This is a genomic window from Sphingobacterium wenxiniae, assembly GCF_900116225.1.
Classification (GTDB): domain Bacteria; phylum Bacteroidota; class Bacteroidia; order Sphingobacteriales; family Sphingobacteriaceae; genus Sphingobacterium; species Sphingobacterium wenxiniae.
The window spans coordinates 455,384-475,681 of sequence record NZ_FOZZ01000001.1; the positions used below are offsets into that span (position 1 = coordinate 455,384).

General features: G+C 42.0%; 17 protein-coding genes. 6 read left to right on the forward strand and 11 right to left on the reverse strand.

What is annotated here, in order from left to right:
* Positions 1-44: 44 nt before the first annotated feature.
* From BM375_RS02000 to BM375_RS02020, 5 genes are all read right to left on the reverse strand, one after another.
* Entirely contained in the window at positions 45-644 is a 600-nt protein-coding gene (locus tag BM375_RS02000) for an LEA type 2 family protein (RefSeq protein WP_093363476.1), read from the reverse strand.
* A gap of 6 nt (positions 645-650) precedes the next feature.
* The gene (locus BM375_RS02005) at positions 651-1,403 is read right to left on the reverse strand and encodes a hypothetical protein (protein WP_093363477.1); all 753 of its coding nucleotides are present in this window, start codon (positions 1,401-1,403) and stop codon (positions 651-653) included.
* A gap of 432 nt (positions 1,404-1,835) precedes the next feature.
* The gene (gene pyrF / locus BM375_RS02010) at positions 1,836-2,672 is read right to left on the reverse strand and encodes an orotidine-5'-phosphate decarboxylase (protein ID WP_093363478.1); all 837 of its coding nucleotides are present in this window, start codon (positions 2,670-2,672) and stop codon (positions 1,836-1,838) included.
* 124 nt (positions 2,673-2,796) lie between these two features.
* On the reverse strand, positions 2,797-3,393 hold the full coding sequence (locus BM375_RS02015) for a TlpA family protein disulfide reductase (RefSeq protein WP_093363479.1): 597 nt from the start codon (positions 3,391-3,393) through the stop codon (positions 2,797-2,799).
* A gap of 14 nt (positions 3,394-3,407) precedes the next feature.
* The gene (locus tag BM375_RS02020; RefSeq protein WP_093363480.1) at positions 3,408-4,151 is read right to left on the reverse strand and encodes an RluA family pseudouridine synthase; all 744 of its coding nucleotides are present in this window, start codon (positions 4,149-4,151) and stop codon (positions 3,408-3,410) included.
* Between the two features lie 336 nt (positions 4,152-4,487).
* On the opposite strand from BM375_RS02020, the gene panB reads away from it, so the two are divergent.
* The 3 genes from panB (at position 4,488) to BM375_RS02035 (ending at position 7,032) form a co-directional block, all read left to right on the forward strand.
* Positions 4,488-5,303, forward strand: a complete 816-nt coding sequence (gene panB, locus BM375_RS02025) for a 3-methyl-2-oxobutanoate hydroxymethyltransferase (protein ID WP_093363481.1) — start codon at positions 4,488-4,490, stop codon at positions 5,301-5,303.
* Between the two features lie 9 nt (positions 5,304-5,312).
* Positions 5,313-5,921, forward strand: a complete 609-nt coding sequence (locus BM375_RS02030; protein WP_093363482.1) for a PH domain-containing protein — start codon at positions 5,313-5,315, stop codon at positions 5,919-5,921.
* Positions 5,922-6,150: 229 nt separating this feature from the next.
* Positions 6,151-7,032, forward strand: coding sequence for a cation diffusion facilitator family transporter (locus tag BM375_RS02035; protein WP_093363483.1), 882 nt, complete (start codon positions 6,151-6,153; stop codon positions 7,030-7,032).
* A gap of 220 nt (positions 7,033-7,252) precedes the next feature.
* On the opposite strand, the gene BM375_RS02040 is transcribed toward BM375_RS02035, so the two are convergent.
* Complete coding sequence (locus tag BM375_RS02040) at positions 7,253-7,546, reverse strand: hypothetical protein (RefSeq protein WP_093363484.1); 294 nt, start codon at positions 7,544-7,546, stop codon at positions 7,253-7,255.
* A gap of 402 nt (positions 7,547-7,948) precedes the next feature.
* Here BM375_RS02040 and BM375_RS02045 point away from each other — a divergent pair, with 402 nt between their 5' ends.
* Both BM375_RS02045 and BM375_RS02050 read left to right on the forward strand, forming a co-directional pair.
* Positions 7,949-9,370, forward strand: coding sequence for an arylsulfatase (locus BM375_RS02045; RefSeq protein WP_093363485.1), 1,422 nt, complete (start codon positions 7,949-7,951; stop codon positions 9,368-9,370).
* Between the two features lie 390 nt (positions 9,371-9,760).
* A complete protein-coding gene (locus tag BM375_RS02050; RefSeq protein WP_093363486.1) occupies positions 9,761-10,408 on the forward strand; it encodes an NAD(P)H-binding protein in 648 nt (215 codons plus the stop codon).
* Between the two features lie 49 nt (positions 10,409-10,457).
* Here the strand turns inward: BM375_RS02050 and BM375_RS02055 are convergent, their stop codons facing one another.
* The 5 genes from BM375_RS02055 to BM375_RS02075 form a co-directional block, all read right to left on the reverse strand.
* Complete coding sequence (locus BM375_RS02055; RefSeq protein ID WP_093363487.1) at positions 10,458-11,309, reverse strand: endonuclease/exonuclease/phosphatase family protein; 852 nt, start codon at positions 11,307-11,309, stop codon at positions 10,458-10,460.
* A gap of 16 nt (positions 11,310-11,325) precedes the next feature.
* Positions 11,326-13,089, reverse strand: coding sequence for a RagB/SusD family nutrient uptake outer membrane protein (locus BM375_RS02060; protein ID WP_093363574.1), 1,764 nt, complete (start codon positions 13,087-13,089; stop codon positions 11,326-11,328).
* Positions 13,090-13,100: 11 nt separating this feature from the next.
* Positions 13,101-16,676: a TonB-dependent receptor gene (locus tag BM375_RS02065; protein WP_212611604.1), complete on the reverse strand. Its 3,576-nt coding sequence runs from the start codon at positions 16,674-16,676 to the stop codon at positions 13,101-13,103.
* A gap of 110 nt (positions 16,677-16,786) precedes the next feature.
* Positions 16,787-18,004, reverse strand: coding sequence for a FecR family protein (locus BM375_RS02070; RefSeq protein WP_093363488.1), 1,218 nt, complete (start codon positions 18,002-18,004; stop codon positions 16,787-16,789).
* Positions 18,005-18,122: 118 nt separating this feature from the next.
* Positions 18,123-18,713 carry a sigma-70 family RNA polymerase sigma factor gene (locus BM375_RS02075; protein ID WP_093363489.1) on the reverse strand — a complete coding sequence of 197 codons (591 nt, stop codon included), beginning with the start codon at positions 18,711-18,713 and terminating at the stop codon, positions 18,123-18,125.
* A 235-nt stretch (positions 18,714-18,948) separates the two neighbouring features.
* On the opposite strand from BM375_RS02075, the gene BM375_RS02080 reads away from it, so the two are divergent.
* Positions 18,949-20,244, forward strand: coding sequence for a 4Fe-4S dicluster domain-containing protein (locus BM375_RS02080; protein ID WP_093363490.1), 1,296 nt, complete (start codon positions 18,949-18,951; stop codon positions 20,242-20,244).
* The last annotated feature ends 54 nt before the right edge of the window (positions 20,245-20,298 follow it).

Sequence of the window (20,298 nt, forward strand, 5' to 3'; positions counted from 1 at the left end):
AACTAAAGGCTTGGAGAAAAATCCAAGCCTTTAGTTTTAACATATTATTTCACAATCTTGCCGATACTTTTCGCCAAGTTCTTGTCTACCGTGATATAGCCTGGGTAATAGATATTTTGATTACCAATCTTAATCGAAGGCTTGATTTTCAACACCAAGAAACCTTCGCCTTGACGTGTAAAGATTTCATTCAATACGTTATCTAAACCTTTTTCCTCAGCCGCTCCAAAAAGATTAGCCTTAAATGTCAACGGCACCACTGTACTTTCTCCGGTTGCCAGACGTACATTTTGATTGACCGTGCCTTCAAACATAGGCTTACCTTGGATTTCGATCAGGTACTTAAATGAGTTTATACCGGTTGTCGTCGCATTTGGATTGCTGACTTTCATATTCACCATGGCTTCTAAAGGCAAATCTTTGCGCAACATGGCCATAGCTATCCCCGGCAAGGAAGACATATTAACACCATTCTGTCCAACAAAGCTTTCCACGCCACGTCCGGCAAGGCGTACATCTTGTAGAGACTGCACGCTGTAATCGCATTTTGCCAATGCCTCTACCTGTCCCTTTTGTAGGGCACATCCACTGAACAACAAAGTTGCCAGTACAATTAAAACTAAATTAAAGTTGATATTTCTCATTTTTTATTATTTTCTCTTTTGACCAAAACTATAAATCACTCCCAATGTGAAAACTGCATTCCCAGCTTTTAAATATTCATTATCTACCACATTAAAGTTAAATCCATTGGTATATTGCAGCTGAAAACCTTTATTTAACTCCATCCGTGTATAAAAAAGCGGTTCGATAAAGAGCGCTTCTTCCTTTGGACGCGTAAAACCATCAATAGTAAAGTCGGTCATTCCAACACGGCTTACCCGAATCGCCGTTCCGTAGTTCAAATCCCGGTCTTTACCGAACAACGTCAGCTTATTTTTACGTGTGGAAGAATAATTTACCTGAACAAAAATTTTATCAAAGTCCATCACACGCGTCTCCACGGCTGCCATTCCGGTGGTAGAGGCTCTACGATCTACCTCGGTCGAAGATCCAAGACCATATCCAGCATACACTTCCAGTACTTGTCTTTTATCCCTGCCTAAGGTCGTAAAATATCCCAAACCCGCTTCGTACAAATGTTGCTTAAATAGTTCGTTGCTTCTTTCGCCTCCGCGATCGATATACGAGCCATTGGCAATAAGAGCAAGATGTTTTCCGAAAGCAACTCCAGCATTGGCACTAAGGTTTCCCTTCACATTGCTATGGGCCGCCACATAGACCTCCCCTTGTTCACGAAACATGGGTGTTGCAGGCACATTCGGCATATATATAGAACTACAGGCACTCATTGTCGCAATAAGGGCACCCACCACTACGGCATATAAAAATCTCAAACGCATAAGTTTATTCTTTTCTGCCCTATTCTTAGTAATTATTGTGCCAATTAATAGAAACATCCGAAGTTTTTTATGCTATGGTGTCAATTAGGGGAAGAAGCTGTTTAAAAAGATCCGCAAAATGCAAAAAAGCAAATTGGTTTCCTTCGGAGCTGCTTCAAGGTCATCGCTACGCTTCTCGCCCCGAATGCTTTCGGGAACGCGTCAAGTTAAGCGTTTCTTTTTGTCATAGTCCTCACCCTTAATCCCTCTCCAAAGGAGAGGGAAACCAATTAATTTCCTTGACAGTTAGACAGGTCGTAAACTATACTCCCCCTCTCCTTTGGAGAAGGCTGGGGAGAGGATAATAGAGCAGTCTTTAACTTGATGCCTATGCGAATACTTTCGACTTCGCTTAAGATGACAATTTATTGTACTTTTCGGACAGCCCGTTTTTTATGCTATAATTCCTGCTTTAAGCAGTTCCTCTTCCATCTCTTGCTGTAATTTCAAGGCTTCTTCCCGCGCTTTCTCTGCAAAATCCTTACCTTGGGAAGCATAGATAATCCCCCTTGTACTGTTGACCAACAAACCGCAGTCTTTATTCATTCCGTAACGACAAACATCCTGTAACGAGCCTCCCTGTGCCCCTACTCCCGGCACCAACAAGAAGTGTTCCGGTGCATGTTCACGAATCTTCAAGAAAGCTTCACCACGTGTCGCTCCGACCACATACATGAGGTTTTCCTTGTTACCCCACGTATTCACTTTATCCAACACATAGGAGAACAAAGTCTGCCCTTCTCCATTTTCAAAATTCTGAAAATCCTGGCTACCCTGATTGGAGGTTAACGCCAATACAATTGCCCATTTACCCTCGAATTCCAAAAAGGGCGTTACCGAATCATTGCCCATATAAGGGGCAATGGTTATAGCGTCAAAGCCCAACCCCGAGGTCTCCTCATCAAAGAATGCTTGGGCATACATTTTAGAGGTATTGCCTATATCTCCACGTTTCGCATCGGCAATGCTCAGGCAGTTTTTCGGCAGTGCTTGCCAAGTTTTCTGCAAGGATTGCCAACCTTTCACACCATAACATTCGTAAAAAGCAATATTGGGTTTATAGGCTACACATAGATCCTCGGTAGCTTCAATAATTTGCTTATTGAAAGTAAATATAGGGTCTTCTTCTCCTAACAAGTGCTCGGGTATTTTGGTAATATCCGTATCTAGACCTACGCATAGAAAACTCTTCTTCGCTTTAATTTGTGTTATCAGTTCGTTTCTGGTCATTGAATAGTAATGAGTATTGAGTAGTGGGTATTGAGTATTGAGTAATTTAATTATCTATTATACTAAGCTTATCATCTGTCATGCTGAGCTTGTCGAAGTACGACAGGTGATTTTTACACCTCTTCTATTTATTTGCTAACTCCGTGATAAAATCAAAGACTTGTTGACTGGAATAATCAGCCATACCTTCATGCTTTCCAGCGATATTTCCATTCTTATCCAAAATAACCGTAGCCGGAATCGACTGTCCCAACCAGTTTGCCGGAATTTGACTTTCGGGATAGTAGATCGGTAAATCCAAATTATTCTGTTTCAGAAAATCATGCGCTTTCTCTTGCTCATGCTCTATTTCAACCAATAGGAATACCACGTCTTCCCTGTCTTTAAATTTCTCCTTCAACACCTGTATCGACGGCATTTCAGCTTTACACGGTGGACACCAAGTCGCCCAGAAGTTCATAAAAACAACTTTCCCTTTCAAATCAGCGACTTTCGTGATGTTCCCATCATCATCCGAAAACAGGGTGTTTCCATCGGTGTTTTCTTCTTTGGAAGTTACTTCCTGCGTGCTCTCCACAGGTTTCTCCAACTTAGGCTTAAAAAGCCCTATTTTCATAAGCCCTTGTTGCAAGAGCATCCTTCCTTGTGGCAAAATCAAAAACAGCAACAGTATCCCGAACAGGACGTTGATGACTATCTTCCGTACTTTCTTCTTATCCATAAGTCAACCAGGTTTTAACTATCAAATTTTTGCAGTTGTTTCAGTAGCGTGGCAAAATCCTTCGGGTATTCTGCTTCAAAAGCATACGGGTGTCCGTCAATGGTAAAACTTACCGAGCGGGCATGCAATGCAAAACGCTTCATAATGGGTTGTTCTTCCTTATCCTTCGCTAAAGAGAAACCTTTCCGCTTTATCTCTGAAAGGAAAACCGGTTTACCCCGATACATCGTATCGCCAACAATTGCTGCACGCTGTGTAGCCAAGTGGATACGGATCTGGTGCATTCTTCCCGTCACCGGTCTACACTCCACCAAGGTGAAATGTTTAAAATATTCAATAGAATTGAATATGGTCACTGCCGGCTTACCATTGGCACGATCAATGGACACATTTTTATTTCCTTGGTTCAGTATGGGTAAATCCACAGTAAGATTATCGAAAGTGTGCGTTCCACCTATAATAGCATGATATACCTTATTTACGCGTCTCTTTTCAAACTCAATGGATACCAAACGATAAGTTTCGGGATTTTTGGCAATCAGCAATATCCCGGAAGTATCTTTGTCCAGACGGTGACAGACCTGCGCATCAGGGTAATATTTCTTCGCTAGCCTCAGGATGTTCACTTCACCTCCTGCCCGGTCGTCCAACGACGCTACGAAAGGCGGTTTATTGATGACGATGATGTTATCATCTTCAAAGATAATGAGGTCATTAAATTTTGGAAATCGGAATAAACGATTGTCGTTTTCTTGCATAGCGCAAAGTTACTAAATTAACGGCAATTGTTAGGGTGATATGTAAAATGGAGGATTTTCTTTCGACCAAACTCTGTTTGCCCTTCTCACCTATCCATAGAGTTAGCGAAGCGTTCTAAGGATGAAGAATTAAGGTAGTCTAAGACTACATGATATAAAAGTCCTTAGTCCCCAACATAACATTCCCATCCCGACAGACTAAGGACAGCCTGGGATACCGCTGCGCTCAATCTTACGAGAGAGAAGGTCTTGAGTGGCAGAAAAATTAGATTAGTCTACTTCACTTCGGAAGTCTAACCGCATTTTAGTAGCTTTGCTTTCTCAAAGCAAGAAAAAATGTCTGTAAATAAAATTATAAAACGCATCACCACCAATAGCATCCGGGATATGAAAGCTCGAGGCGAAAAAATAACCATGCTGACTGCTTACGATTATTCTACAGCAAGAGCACTGGATGAAGCAGGTATTGATGTGTTGCTAGTAGGTGATTCTGCGGCCAATGTTTTTGCGGGATATGAGACCACTTTGCCCATTACTTTGGATAATATGATTTACCATGCTAGTGCTGTTGCACGGGGAACAAAGCGTGCTTTAGTATTAGCCGACCTTCCTTTTGGCGAATATCAAGGGACAACAGAAGATGCTTTCAAGGCGGCAGTACGCATGATGAAAGAATCCGGTGCACATGCGCTCAAACTCGAAGGAGGTGTAGAAATCATAGAGAACATCAAGAAGATTATCGATGCCGGTATCCCGGTCTGCGGACATCTTGGGCTTACGCCACAATCCATCAATAAATTCGGTACTTTCAGTGTTCGAGCACAGGAAGAAGCGGAAGCAGAAAAATTGAAATCCGACGCTATCGCACTGCAAGAAGCAGGATGTTTTGCTGTCGTATTGGAAAAAATACCTGCGGCCCTAGCACAGGATGTTTCCAGTGTATTAGTTATTCCTACAATCGGTATCGGTGCTGGAAATGGTTGCGATGGACAGGTATTGGTCGTCAACGATATGTTGGGTTTTACCAAAGATTTCAAGCCTAAATTTTTACGTCAGTACATGAACTTATATGGCGATATGGTGCAGGCTGCCTCACAATATGCCGCGGATGTCAAAGCAGGAAACTACCCTAACGAATCCGAACAATACTAAAATAGGGCCATGAAGATTTTGCTCATTGTTTTTCTTGTAGGCATATTGGTTTACTTTATTTCCCGACGTTTTTTCCAAGGCGGCGGTCCCCAAAGTATCGTCCGTGCCAACCAGAAAAACGGCTATCTTCTTATCGACACTTCGTCCGCTATCATTTCCAACGTTACCAAACGTACACTCTGGACTGTTGGAATCGGCTTTGTTCTTTTCCTAATTACGCTCGTAATCGGTATAAAAATCAAGATTATCTTGATTGCTCTCCCTTTGAGTCTATACCTGATCGCCCAATTGTTCGTATGCACCAACCATGTCAAAGTAGCCAGAAATCAGCGCCTATACTTTGACCCAAATAACAACGAAATATGGGTTGATCGCATCCATGGCGAAGAAATGCGGTTCAACTTGCTTCGTGATGTGCAACAAGTTAACGAAGTGAAATCCGTACAGGCCAACAGAGGGATACTCTTTGGTTACTATGAACTCAAGACTTCAAGAGGAAAATTAGTTATCCCCTACTTGGTACAGCAAAATCAGCATAGCAACAACAGGTTATTTTTTGATTGCGTAAACCAAAATTTTAAGATTGTTGTAGAAACAAAGCTGTTCCCGATTATTTAGTATTAAGTGGTTAATTGTTGAACTGTTTAATTGGTTATTTGGTTAAATGTTTAATTGGTTAATTGATATATGCGCTAATCTCTAAACATTAATCCCTAAACTTTAATCCTTAAACGCTAATTCCTAAACTTTAATCCCTAAACATTAAAAACTAAGTTTACCGACGAGTGACAACCGTTTTTCCCATCGTTTGTTAAATTATGGTATCTTTACTGCAAAAACAAAGCTCATGTCAAATGCCGACAAGGCCATACGCACCACTTATTTCAGCATCTTAACCAACTTTTTGTTGGCATTGACAAAATGGTTGGCTGGGATTTTTGGCAATTCCTATGCGCTGATTGCTGATGCTATTGAATCAACCGCTGATATTTTTTCTTCTTTTTTGGTTTTGTTGGGATTGAAGTATTCCAAACGCCCAGCGGATCACACCCATCCATACGGACACGGTAGAATTGAGCCACTTATCACTTTTATTGTCGTTATCTTTTTGGTACTTTCGGCATTTGTTATTGCTCGAGAAAGCATAAAAAACATACAAACGCCACATGAACTTCCCAAGCCTTGGACTTTGATTGTCTTAGGCGCTATTATTCTTTGGAAAGAAATATGCTTTCGGGTTATCATCAAACGAAGCAAAGCACTCAACAGTACCTCGCTTAAAGCTGAAGCCTGGCACCATCGTAGCGATGCCATTACCTCCGTCGCGGCCTTTATCGGTATTTCCATAGCGCTGTTTGCAGGTGATGGCTACGAAAGTGCAGATGATTGGGCAGCCTTATTTGCCTCCGGTCTTATTCTGTACAATTGTTATGGTATCTTTCGACCAGCACTTGCCGAAATCATGGATGAACACCGTTATGAAGAACTTGAAGAAATCGTTCGGCAGAAATCCCTTGATGTAAAGGGGGTAATGGCAATTGAGAAATGCTACATCCGCAAGATCGGTATGCTCTTCCAGCTTGATTTACATGCAGTGGTTCCTCCAACCTTGACGGTCCGTGAAGGACACACTATCGCCCACGACCTCAAAGATTATCTCATTCAAGAACTTCCCCATATCGGTAATGTGTTCGTACATATAGAACCGTTTGAGGAAAATCTTTCTTAAAAAAGGGACGACGTCTCCTATATTTGCTTGAAACAAACATAGGAGACACCTCTTCATCCCCCTATTCTGCTCTGCTGATGTTTAGTGAGATTTCAATGAACATGGTCTACAGCGACAGTTTCCAACCATTGTTAACCGCAGTAGCGCATTCGCCATAAATACCCTTTTCGCCAAAATAGTCCTTTCCGCCGAAGGTATAGGTATCCAACCCGACCAGTTCCTATTGAACCTGCGGGATAGGAAATTGTGTTGGCGTTCCATCTTGCAGGAGATCATTTCTGCGCATAAATGTAAATGGCACAAACGTACCTCCTGCCCCATCGATTTCTATAGCGTATTCATAATGTAAAGCATCCCCAAGCGAATCGGGTGTTGCCTGAATATCGGGTAGTAATCCATTCGATTTGCGTGCCGATTCACCTGTGTTGAGTTCGTCTGCCGCGCCATTATAGTCCTTCAGCCAAAACTTTGATTCTGCACGTAGCAAACGTATTTCTTCTGCAAGGAAGTACACCTACCTAAATAGAGAAGGGCGTGGACTTTATATCCGCTAGCCTTCGATCTTGTTCTGGGGGAGAAGATCTAGCTACACATTCGCTGGCCCAAACGTACACGTTGAGACCTTGTGCTGTCTTTAGGGAGTGTGGTTGGATTGATTGTCTTGTTCATTTGTCTTTATATTGTTAATTAGTGTTCTGTAATACTTCGTTGCCAACGCCAATTGTTTAACGCATGCACAAATATAAAACTTTATGTAATAAAGTCTACAATTTTAGTAGATTTTATTTAAAAATATTTATATCTCAAATATTCACCTTTTTACCAAGAAACCCACCAAGCTAAACGACGACCTATTTGACTTTCATAATAGAATAGTTATCTTGCATCTTAAAATAGCAATTAAGTAGACGGTTTCATGAATATACATCATTTCACACTGTCATTTTTCCTTCTAATCACCATCCCTTGCATAATATTTGCGCAAGACAGCCCTTCCCGTCCAAACATTGTTTTTATCTTAGCGGATGATTTGGGCATTGGCGATATAGGTGCTTATGGTCAACTACATATCCGTACCCCAAACATTGATCAATTGGCAGAGAAAGGGATACTGTTCCATAACTTCTACGCAGGAACATCCGTCTGCGCACCTTCACGCTCTTCACTGATGACGGGTCAACACACCGGGCACACTTATATTAGAGGTAACAAAGAAATACAGCCCGAAGGGCAAGAGCCACTATCTGAATCTGTGGAAACCGTAGCCATGTTGCTCCAGTGTGCAGGCTATGTGACCGGAGCTTTTGGCAAATGGGGATTGGGCATGGTTGGTAGCAGTGGCGACCCGAACAGAAAAGGCTTTGACACGTTCTTTGGCTACAACTGTCAACGACAATCCCACCGTTATTACCCTACACACCTATGGCACAACGACAAAAAAATCATACTGGAAGGCAACGATCTAACCCAGAAAGTACATTACGCCCCTGAACTTATACAGGAACAGGCCTTGGATTTTATTGAAACCAATAAGGATAAACCTTTCTTCCTATTTGTACCGACGGTATTGCCACATGCGGAATTAACAGTTCCAGACGACGATTTCTATCAAGCTTATGCTCATACTTTCGAAGAGACAGCCCATAAAGGCAATGATTACGGTACACAAGCGACTGTAGCAGGTTATAGCTCCGTCGAGAAACCACGTGCCACGCATGCCGCTATGGTCAGCCGTATCGACAACCATGTCGGACAGATTGTGCAGAAAATCGAGGCATTAGGGCTTTCGGAGAATACGATTATCATTTTCAGTAGTGACAATGGCCCTCATCGCGAAGGCGGAGCCGATCCCGCATTTTTCCAGAGCGCATTGCATTACCGCGGTTATAAACGAGAACTGTACGAAGGCGGTATCCGGGTTCCTTTCATTGTCAACTGGCCGAACACCATCGCTCCAGGTCAACAGCAACATGTTGCCGCATTTTGGGATGTAATGCCTACCTTGGCGGAATTGACAGCTACAGCAATCACCTCTCCTACCGATGGTATATCCTTTCTTCCAAGTTTGTTGGGGAATGGCTCACAGGCTGAACATCCATATCTTTATTGGGAGTTCCACGAAGACGGTGGTCGGCAGGCGTTGCGTTCCGGCGATTGGAAACTGATCCGCCTACAAGCTAAACAAAAAGAAAAATCAGTATTGGAGCTGTATGACTTAGACAAGGATCCAAGCGAACAGCATAACATCGCAGACAAGCATCCCGAGGTGGTCAAACAGCTTTCCGCATTAATGGATGAAGCACATGTAGAAAGTCCGATTTTTCCGTTTAGGAATTAATAGGTTATAACCCGTTGTACGTTATGAAATAAAAAGTCTCCTAATTGTCGCTCTGAACCTTTCGAAGCCTCAAGATGACAATTTATTGTACTTTTTAGACATCCTTCTTTCAAGACTTCGTAGAACCCCTTCGATCGGTTAACCAAGTGTAACTTGTAAGGATAATAAATAAGTTTGTAACTTGCTACGCTCATCGTTTCTAAGTTGAAAACTTAGACTATTTATCACAAGATTCCGCTGGCCGTGCCTCGCTGTGTCTCGGCTCTGACGAGAACTCAGGCGGAGGGCTCTGACGCGGGCTCAATCTTACGAGAGAGAGAAAAGGGTGGCTTAGGAGAACAAAACATGTGATAATGCATAACAGGTAGGTTATGATGATATAAAAACACTATGCAAGCATTGATCATCGGCGCTACGGGCGCTACAGGTAAAGATTTATTGGATCTGTTGTTAAAAGACGCTACTTTCGAACGTGTGGATATTTTCGTCAGACGTCCGGTGGATGTACAGCATGAGAAACTGTTTGTACATAGCATAGACTTTGACGATGTGGCAAGCTGGCAACACTTGGTGAAAGGCGACGTTTTATTTTCCTGTCTCGGCACAACCTTAAAAGCAGCAGGAAGCAAGGAAGCACAATGGAAAATTGATTATGACTACCAATATAATTTTGCTCAAACTGCACAACAAAACGGCGTGCATAGCCTCTTACTGGTATCTTCTAATTTCGCTTCGCCGCAATCTTCCTTTTTCTATACCAAGATTAAAGGTCAACTAGAAGTGGATGTGCAAGCTTTAGGATTTCGTAGTTTACACATCTTTCGACCGCCCTCCCTTATCCGTAAAAACAGTGATCGTTCAGGAGAAAAGTTTGGTATGCATGTCATCAAGTTCTTCAATGCTATCGGGCTTTTCCGTTCACAAAGACCACTTCCCACAGAAGTATTAGCCAAGGCAATGATAAACGCCAGCAAAGGTACTTCATCTACCTTTATGAGCTATACAGGTGAGGAAATATGGAAGATGAGTAAAATCTAATACAATAGGAAGCTGCTCAAATGAACCGCTTCCTATGTTTAAATAAAAATTATTCCAGTCGTAGCTTGGCGACTACCGGCATGTGGTCGGAAGGGAAACGCATATTCAATGCGTCGACCAATACCCCATATTTCTCTACGACAATATCATCTGTCACAAACACATAGTCAATTCTGTGCTTAGCCGTAGCGTGCCAATCAAAAGAGTTGAACGTCCCTAGGGGACCATAAGGTGGTATTTTTGTCACTTCATAAGCATCTTTCAACTGTTCCTTGATCGTTTGGATCTGTACAGTTTCCGGTGTAGAATTAAAATCCCCCGTAGCGACAACAGGCAATCCGCCTGAGATTTCCTCGACCTTCTTTACCAATAGCTTTGCCGATTCTTCCCGCGCCTTCTGGCCTTGATGATCAAAGTGGGCATTGAACACAAAAAACTCTTTTCCATTTCTTTTATCCTTGAGCTTCACCCATGAACATATTCTATTACAGCATATGGCATCCCAGCCCAACCCAGGTTTATCAGGAGTTTCGCTAAACCAGAAATCCCCTTTGTCTACTACATCAAATTTGTCCGTATTATAAAAGATGGCAGAATGTTCCCCTTCTGTACCACCATTATCTCTTCCCACACCCACAAATGCGAAATTATGGATTTCATCTATCGCCCGAAGCTGATGAATAAACCCCTCCTGTGTTCCCACAATATCAATCTCGTGGAATACCAATAAGTCTTTCACCATTTCCTTGCGATATTCCCAAGCATTCAGGCTATCCTTTGATGTGTCCATTCTTAGATTAAAACTGGCCACTTTAAACTCACTGACAGGGTGTTCTTGTGTACATGCTGACACCAATAATAAACATATCCCGCCATATATGATATTTCTTAAACTTTTCATACTTTATGATTTTCTGTTAATTCCAACCTTCATTTTGCCCCAGGTTTCCATTGCGTTCAATATCAGCCAACGGTATTGGATACAGATATTTCTTGTCAACCCATTCCCTTTGTCCCGGATTCCAGATTACTTCACCCGATGTGCCATTGGACAATTGAATCTGTCCAGCGGCATTCGATGTAGAGATATTTACATATGCAATTCCAGGTGTAGAAGAAACCGGGCGCTCTCCCTGATAGAAATATACATCCTTGATACCGTCTCCATTTAGATCATACTCTCCCAACGCAGGTACAAACATCCCGTTCATTTTTGCAGACTGAAACAATTCCCCTAATCTCCATCTGATCAAATCGTCCGTTCTCAATCCCTCGAAGATCATTTCTACAGCACGTTCACGCAGTACTTCCAACAATACAGGGTCTGTAAACTTTCCTTTATAATAATTGACCAGATAAGGATCTGCACTTGTCGGCAATATAGCTGTAACAGCGGACGAGATACCTGCCCTTTCACGAAGAGCACCTATGGTATTGCTCCATTCCGTAGCATTCATTTCCCTTAATTCGGCCAAGGCTTCTGCTTTATTCAACAAGACTTCTGCCCAACGCATGATAATGTGTGCATTGTCATTTCTACTTTCATCATCATATGGGAAGCGTTCGTCATAACACCATTTTATAGGCTGATACCCTGTATAAGTCTGCGTAAAGTTAGGCGGAGATATAACCGGAACCCCGTTTTCTGTTCTATGGTAATTCCCAGAGCGGATAGTTTGTTTCAGTCGGAGATCGCGGTCTTGTACTTCATCGACAAAAGATTGACCAAAATGATTGGCATCATCTGTAAACCGTGAACCGTCAAGGTTCAGGTACATCTTTACAAAATCACGTGTTAGGCTTGGTCGATTTCCATAAGTAGGGCTAATGAAACGACGATTTGCCGAGCTGAATACTTGCAGGCCTGCATCTAATGCTACTGCCAGAATAGTTTCATCTGCATAAGGCACTTTTGCAATGAAAAGCTCACGATAGGAATTATCCAGATTCGCTGACCGATGCAAGGTAAAGCCATTAATTTCATTGGCTGTATTTACCACCTCCCTATACCAACGCTCTGCAGATGCCATTTGTTGGTAGTTAGTATGATATTTACGAATGGAAGCTTCATATAAACAGATTCGGGTTTTGTACGCCCGAGCCACATTTTTCGTGATACGTGTAGAAGTAGCGTCGGATTCCAGATTGATATGTGCTATCGCATAATTCAGATCATCCAACACTTTCTCCATCACTTCAAAACGGTTGTCTCTTCCTGCGTATAACACGTCATCATTATCTATATCAATAGTATTCTGTATCCAAGGCACGTCCCCGAATCGTTTTATCTTTTCAAAATAAAACAGGGCTCTGAAAAATCGAGCTAAACCTATAAAATGTTCCTTGGTCTGAACAGTACTATTTTCCGCATTTTCGATGAAATAATTGATATTGCGTAACTCTTTCCATTCCCATCCTGTACTGGTGATCGGGCTTAGAGCATTAGGCGCAAGGAAAGCATCCACTGCATTTCTGGCAACAAAATCCGAGAGGTCATCTTTTTGGAACACCCCAACGTCAGTGCCTGGCAAAATATCATAAAATGAGTTGGCATATAACTGCATACCCGCCTCCGAACTAAAAATTGCTTGATTAGATGCCGTGTCCACTGGTATTTCGTCCAACTTACATGAAGCAACGAATAGAACCAACAGTACATATACATATTTTAACTTTTTCATTGTTATCATTTTTAAAATCCAACCATAAGACCAAACGATACTGCCTTCAGCATCGGATAATTGTATCCGTCACCACTTCCTCCATTACTTAAATCCCGATCTGAGCCGTAAATATTTGTCACGTCTGTATCTTTCGTCCATTTATACATTGGTGACCAGGTCCAAATATTTTCTGCAGACATATAAACCTTCACGTTTGATGCATGAATCTTTGCACTCAAGTTCTGCGGTAATGTATAGCCTACCTGTAGGTTCCTTAGTCGTATATAGGATGCATTTTGAAGATATCGGTCATTAGGCATATTCAATGCCCTGCCTGTGCCTTGCGCAATATAGCCCACCAGACGAGGAAGATAAGCATCAAAATTCCCTAGCTCTTCGCGATACATATTATTCTCATGCCAACTCGGATAAGCATTGTACGGACGGTTATACTGCCCCCAGAAACGTGATTCTGGAGAAGGATACCAATCCTGTTTCAACACCCCTTGGAAGAAGGCTGATACAAAAATACCATTCCAATCACCCCCTAAATTCACGCCAAAGGAATACCGGCTCGTTGAATTACCAATGATTCTTTTATCTCCTGAATTATCCGCTTGATTCAAACCTTGATAGATTACACCATCTCCATCCAAATCCTTGAATTTTATATCCCCAGGGTAATTTCTACGTGTATTGGTATTCGGAATATTAGTTTGTGACGCTGAGTTAAGAATTTCGTCTTCCGATCTGAAGAGACCCTCTACCTGATACCCCCAAATTTCACCAATTCGTTGACCCACATAGTAATCTGTCAAGAGTTTATCAGCATTATTATACTTCGTAATTTCTGCCGTATAATCGGATAATACGAAGCGTATATCATAGTTAAAAGGTTTGTTGCTCATTTGGAAATTATCTTTCCAAGTAACATTCACCTCCCAGCCCTTTGTTTCAAGATCCGCATAATTTCCTTTTGGCACATCTGTTCCGAAGATAGCCGGCAGTGTAGGACCTACGGTAAACATATCCATTGTAGAACGTCGGTAATAGTCACCGACGAACTGCAACCTGTTGTTCATCAGACCAAATTCCAACCCGATATTACTCGTTGCAGATTTTTCCCAAGTCAATCCGGCAGGCACGACGTTCGGCTGCCCTGTTTTTTGTGGACGTGTACCAGCGATAATTCGTCCAGACTGCGAAACACTGAAATTCTCCATAAAAGTATAGGGATCAATATTACCGTTACCCAGCATACCATAAGAGGCCCTAAGTTTGACATTAGAGATGTATCGAGGATCTACCTTCCAGAAAGCTTCTTCGGAAAGTCTCCATCCTGCAGAAGCTGAAGGGAAAAACGCCCATTGCTGATCTATTGGGAATTTGGAAGATCCATCATATCGTCCATTGACTTCCAACAAGTACCTTTCCATAAAGTTGTAATTCACGCGGAAGAATCCCCCTGCAATAGCCCACTTTTTCAGCCCTCCCGTCGTCACGATACTTTGTCCTAAGGCTAAGTTAATATCCTGTGCATCGGGGTAAACAATACCATTTCTACGTGCAGTCAAATTACTGTAGCGCGATTGTTCATAGTTATAACCCAAGAGGAAGGAAAAATTGTGTTTATCCTCAATAGACGTGGCGTAGTCGGCATAGATATTCGTAGCCATATACTGGGTAGTTTGCCTTCTTTCCTGCAAATCATTGGTATTTGTACCCGTATAACCTATCACATTTTCATATCGGCTATATGGCACTTGCACTCTATTCTGTTGCGAACCAATGTCAGTCGTTTGGAATGTAAAATCTCCACGGATATTCAATTTTTTTTCCAAAAAACTTGCTACCGCTCCTGTCCTATTTTTCAAGAATCTATGTTCGCTATCAATTCCATTCCTTCCAATATACTGGTCTCCTACCGTATAAGCTGCAGAGAACGAGAGCGTACCGTCAGGGTTCAATAACGGCGCCAAAGGATGGCCTTCATCAGCAATATTCCTCCATATACCACTACCCTCGCCCACATTTACTGGTTGGAAGTATTTCATATTGGAATATTCCGTATTATTATCGACCTGTAACCATGAGGTCAGATTGATAGCTCCTTTGGCCCTTAAGTTGTACATACTATAGTTATCACTGTTGTATCGGAAAAGCCCATCCTGTCCATTATAACGTCCACTAAGGTAATACACCACTTTATCCGTTCCTCCCGATACTGAAACGTTGTGGTCTTGCGCCATAAAATTATTTTTGTGCAGTTCGCGATACCAATCTGTGCTATAGAAATACATGTATTCGCCGGTAGTCGGGTTTACCTCTACTCGTGGTAAAGAAGGATCTTCCCAACGTCTTTTGATCTCGGCAAGATAAGCCGGAGAGAACGGCAAGGTCTTATTGATAGCGGTAGGTGTGGTTCCACTATCATTCCAACGAGACCAAGCGTCGTTAAAACCCTGTGCCCAAGGATAAGATTCTGTGATATTATCAGGCATGGTCGTTGGTGATTTTATCGACATATTCGCATTATAGGTAATTGAAGTCCGTCCCTCTTTTGCTGATTTCGTGGTAATCAATACCACACCAAAAGCTGCCCTTGCACCATAAATGGAAGCGGAGGCTGCATCTTTCAAGACCGAGATATTCTCAATATCATTGGGATTCAACATACGTGGATCACCTTCAACCCCATCTATCAACACCAATGCATTTCCTCCTTGACCAATTGAGGTCGTTCCGCGGACATTAAAGGCTGGCGACTGTGTAGGCTTACCGTCAAGCATCTGTATATTCAAGTTAGGAACCGCACCGACCAAGCCTTGAGCTACATTGGTAATGGGCCGATTTTCAAAAACCTCACCTCCAACCTGATCGACCGCTCCAGTCAAGTTCACTTTCTTCTGTTGACCATACCCTACTACCACAACTTCATCCACACTTTGTACAGCTTCCTCCATGCGCACCTGAATATTACTATTATTTCCCACGCTTACTTCTTGGCTGTTATAGCCAACGATAGAAAAAACCAGTACCACATTCGATGATCTGGACACTATTTCAAAGCGACCATCAGCCTGGGTTGCTGTCCTGTTGTTCGTACCTTTCTCATTAACGGTCACATTGGATAGTGGCTGTCCATTACTGTCAGTCACAATTCCGCTCAATGTCCTTTGTTGGACAAGTTCAGTTCGCTCATGTTCGACAGCAGATGCTGTATTGGTCAATTTAGCCGGGCTTAAGACAATATTCTTGTCTACTATTTTATAATCCAATTGGCTTGCAGACAACAAATCTTTCAAGGCAACTTCCAACGGTACATTTTTCAGGTTAACATTCACTCTGCCCTCGTTTTCCACCAAGGACTCTGAGTAGAATATGTTGTAACCGCTTTGCCGTTGAATATCCTTGAGCACTGTGCTCAACTTGCTGTTCTTTTTTTCTAAGGTTATACGCTGTCCAAACGTAAATGCATTTACTTGTAGAGTTGCAGCCAATAAAAGAGGTATTGCCAAAGACAACTTCATAGATATAGGGATTTGGGTAGTGTTTTCCTTTTTTACAAAAGGATATCCTACCAGATTTTTTTTGTTACTTTGCATCTGGTTGATCATTTAATCGTTAATATTCAATCACACGTCTTTTCTAAAGACAACATTTCAGGAGCGTTGCGACCGCTCCTGAATCTTTCTTTAGCTATGCTTTTTCCTCATTAGTTTAAGACATACACCCTCCTTCCTTCTCTTTTAAACCGGACTTCACCGGCCATAGCTATCAGTTCCAACATTTTGTCAATATTTTCGTACCGGGATAAAGTTCCCGAGAAACGCACATGATCTAATTCTTTTTTATAACTCACCTCCACATCATACCACCTGGAAATATCATCCATGACATCGTGTATACTGGCATTGGAAAAAGCAAAATTGCCCTGTTTCCAGGAAATGATATACAGTGGGTCTACCTTGACAGCAGTATAGTGTTTTCTCTCCCAGTCGAAAGAGATTTGATCATTCGGCTCCAACACACGGTCGGCCATATCTGTATCCCTAAATGACAGCTTCACCTTCCCTTCTACCAGTGTAGTGATTACATTTTTTCCGTACGCATTGATATTAAATACTGTCCCCAGCACTTCTAGACGTTGTTTTCCCGTTTCCACGATAAAAGGAATTCGTCTATGGTTATATTCTGCTTTACTCACTTCAAAATAAGCTTCTCCATTCATCTGTACTACGCGCTCTTTTTCCCCAAAAACAACAGGATAACGAAGTGTCGTCACTGCATTTAACCACACCTTAGTTCCATCTGGCAATACCAATGCATATTCTCCGCCTCGAGGTGTAACTATACTATTAAAAACTTGTTGTCCCTTCTCTATATCCTTCTCATTGAAGCGATAAGAAATGGTTCCATCCATTCCCTTATGTATGGAAAAACCATCCATTTGTAGGACAGTATCCCCTGCTAATGTCTCCAGGTCAATCGCTGATCCATCTGCAAGCACGATCATGGCACGCTCCTTCCCCGGCACGACCTGCTCTTCAGTCAATGATAGTACACTTGACTGTTGTTCTTTCTCATCCAAACCTTGACGGACAAGAAAGGAAACAACCACAACTAGCAACAAAGAAGCTGCTAACCCCGCATATTTCCATAATCTGCTATATCCTTGCTTGGTTCTTAATGGTTGTAGCTTTTGGTCTTTCACTATACGCTCATCATGGACAATTCGCTCAAACATCGTTTTCCCATTGGGAACAGAAGCATCAGAATTTGTTTCCGACAACTGCTCCTCCCATATCTCCTCCCACACACCGAGAAATTCCATGTCGTCTATCAACGCTCGAATAAGCTCCATATCCTGCTCAGAAGCTTTTTTTGCGTAAAATCGCCTGATAAGAGATTTATATTCCTCGGTTCTTGACATGTTTTAATTGTTGCTTCTTATTACTTAAATCGCATAAGTCTGCCAACTGTACCAATGGAAAGTGATTTTTTTTCAAAAAGTGATGAGGTGATGGTGGTGATAAACGTAATCCCAGAAGTTATACTCCTGAAAAGAAAGTAAAAAAGAGAAAGGTGCCTATTATCTTTTCCAAACGGAAACGCACGAAACGACAAGCAAGATTCAAATGGTTTCTCACTGTATTTTTAGACAATCCTATATGTTCCGCAATTTCTGCTGAGCTCAGCTGTTCGAGTTTATTCATACGGTAAACCAGTTGTTGCTGGGGAGGCAGTTGTTCAATGGTCTGTTCAAGAATCCCATGTAAATCCCTATAGGCAATTTCATGTTCGAGGTCTGCATGTTGTTCCTGCCATGTCGCCTGCACCTCCTGTTGAAAACTTTGCTGTAAAACATAGCGTCGGAACAGGGATATGGCTATTCTCTTAGCTACCACAGATAAAAAAGGATACACGCCTTCAGGTCGGTCGATATATTCGCGCTTCAGATACAGCTGTACAAACGCTTCCTGTGTCACTTCTTCGGCCTCTTCCTCATCCTTACAAAACTGCCTCACTTTAGTATATAGCCGTGGTTGATAACAATCAAATATTTGACGGAAAGCAAGTCCATCCCCGGACTTAAACCGAGTAAAAATATCTAAATTATAAGATTCCCCCTGTAAGAACATCTTAAAATAGCGTAGGTTTGTTTTATGGTCAATTAAACAAGTTTATTATAACCTGCATTTAAAATTAAGGTTAATTTCTTATAAATCCCAAAAATATTTCATCAATAATTGGCAAAAACAGCGAGACACAACTCTCCCCTTCCTATTTTTAATCTTTCCAAATTAATATTATGCATGCATAGTATTGATTAAATACTTATCTTTATACTGTTTAAACCTTTATAAGAGCATAAAGATGGTTAGTCAATTTATATTTCTGGGCATATTGACCATAGCGTTGGTTCTATTTGGCAGGAACGCCAAAAAGATTTACAACAACATCAAATTGGGAAAACCTACCAATCGCACGGACAGAAAGTCCGAACGTTTGAAACAGATGCTTTTGGTAGCTTTTGGCCAAAAGAAAATGTTCAAACGACCATTTCCAGCTATCCTTCACGCCTTAGTTTATGTAGGTTTCTGCATTATCAATATAGAGATGTTGGAGATTGTCATCGATGGATTGTTTGGGACGCATCGTGCATTTGCTTTTCTGGGCAGCTTTTACAGTTTTCTGATCTACAGTTTTGAATGGCTGGCCTTAGGCGTCCTATTAAGCTGTGCGGTATTCCTGATCCGTCGTAATCTAGGACACATTTACCGCTTTCAGGGACGTGAACTCACCAAATGGCCAAAAACAGACGCGAATCTTATTCTTATCGCAGAAATCCTATTGATGAGTGCTTTTTTAACCATGAATGCTGCGGATTATAAACTCCAACAGATAGGCGCTGAACACTATATACAGGCAGGAGCTTTTCCAGTTAGCCAGTATCTAACAGCCCTATTGACCGATACGCAAGCAAGTTTAATCTTTGTAGAGCGCTTCTGCTGGTGGTTCCATATCATAGGCGTTCTGGCCTTCTTAAACTACTTACCGTTATCGAAACACCTGCATATTATGCTGGCCTTCCCGAACACCTATTTCTCTAATTTAGAACCTAAAGGTAAGTTTAAAAATATAGATAGTGTAACAGCGGAGGTCAAAGCGATGCTCGACCCAAGCCTACCTCCTCCATCTGGTGAAGTCGCTCGGTTCGGGGTTAAGGATGTACAGGACCTGACCTGGAAAAATCTATTGGATGCCTACACCTGTACAGAATGTGGCCGGTGTACAGCTGCTTGTCCAGCCAACATTACCGGAAAATTATTGTCCCCTCGTAAAATTATGATGGACACCCGCGATCGCTTGGAAGAAGTTGGGAACAATCGCGATAAAGCCGGAAATATACAGGATGATGGAAAATCTTTGATAGACAATTATATCACACGGGAAGAAATCTGGGCCTGCACCAGCTGCAATGCCTGTGTAGAGCAATGTCCCGTCAATATCGACCCGTTACAAATCATTATGGGCTTAAGACAATATGCCGTGATGGAAGAATCACAAGCTCCTGCAAGCATCAATGCTATGTTTAGCAATATGGAGAACAATGGTGCACCTTGGAAATATGCACAGGCCGACAGGGCAAATTGGGCGAATCCAGAGTAGAGAGTAAAGACAGTAGGGGTTGCCCTTGTTGCTACCCAATTAAAAAACAATAAT

Coding starts and splice junctions, on each gene's coding strand:
- BM375_RS02000 (WP_093363476.1), bottom strand. CDS start 644: ATGAGAAATATCAACTTTAATTTAGTTTTAATTGTACTGGCAACTTTG.
- BM375_RS02005 (WP_093363477.1), bottom strand. CDS start 1,403: ATGCGTTTGAGATTTTTATATGCCGTAGTGGTGGGTGCCCTTATTGCG.
- pyrF (WP_093363478.1), bottom strand. CDS start 2,672: ATGACCAGAAACGAACTGATAACACAAATTAAAGCGAAGAAGAGTTTT.
- BM375_RS02015 (WP_093363479.1), bottom strand. CDS start 3,393: ATGGATAAGAAGAAAGTACGGAAGATAGTCATCAACGTCCTGTTCGGG.
- BM375_RS02020 (WP_093363480.1), bottom strand. CDS start 4,151: ATGCAAGAAAACGACAATCGTTTATTCCGATTTCCAAAATTTAATGAC.
- panB (WP_093363481.1), top strand. CDS start 4,488: ATGTCTGTAAATAAAATTATAAAACGCATCACCACCAATAGCATCCGG.
- BM375_RS02030 (WP_093363482.1), top strand. CDS start 5,313: ATGAAGATTTTGCTCATTGTTTTTCTTGTAGGCATATTGGTTTACTTT.
- BM375_RS02035 (WP_093363483.1), top strand. CDS start 6,151: ATGTCAAATGCCGACAAGGCCATACGCACCACTTATTTCAGCATCTTA.
- BM375_RS02045 (WP_093363485.1), top strand. CDS start 7,949: ATGAATATACATCATTTCACACTGTCATTTTTCCTTCTAATCACCATC.
- BM375_RS02050 (WP_093363486.1), top strand. CDS start 9,761: ATGCAAGCATTGATCATCGGCGCTACGGGCGCTACAGGTAAAGATTTA.
- BM375_RS02055 (WP_093363487.1), bottom strand. CDS start 11,309: ATGAAAAGTTTAAGAAATATCATATATGGCGGGATATGTTTATTATTG.
- BM375_RS02060 (WP_093363574.1), bottom strand. CDS start 13,089: ATGAAAAAGTTAAAATATGTATATGTACTGTTGGTTCTATTCGTTGCT.
- BM375_RS02065 (WP_212611604.1), bottom strand. CDS start 16,676: ATGCAAAGTAACAAAAAAAATCTGGTAGGATATCCTTTTGTAAAAAAG.
- BM375_RS02070 (WP_093363488.1), bottom strand. CDS start 18,004: ATGTCAAGAACCGAGGAATATAAATCTCTTATCAGGCGATTTTACGCA.
- BM375_RS02075 (WP_093363489.1), bottom strand. CDS start 18,713: ATGTTCTTACAGGGGGAATCTTATAATTTAGATATTTTTACTCGGTTT.
- BM375_RS02080 (WP_093363490.1), top strand. CDS start 18,949: ATGGTTAGTCAATTTATATTTCTGGGCATATTGACCATAGCGTTGGTT.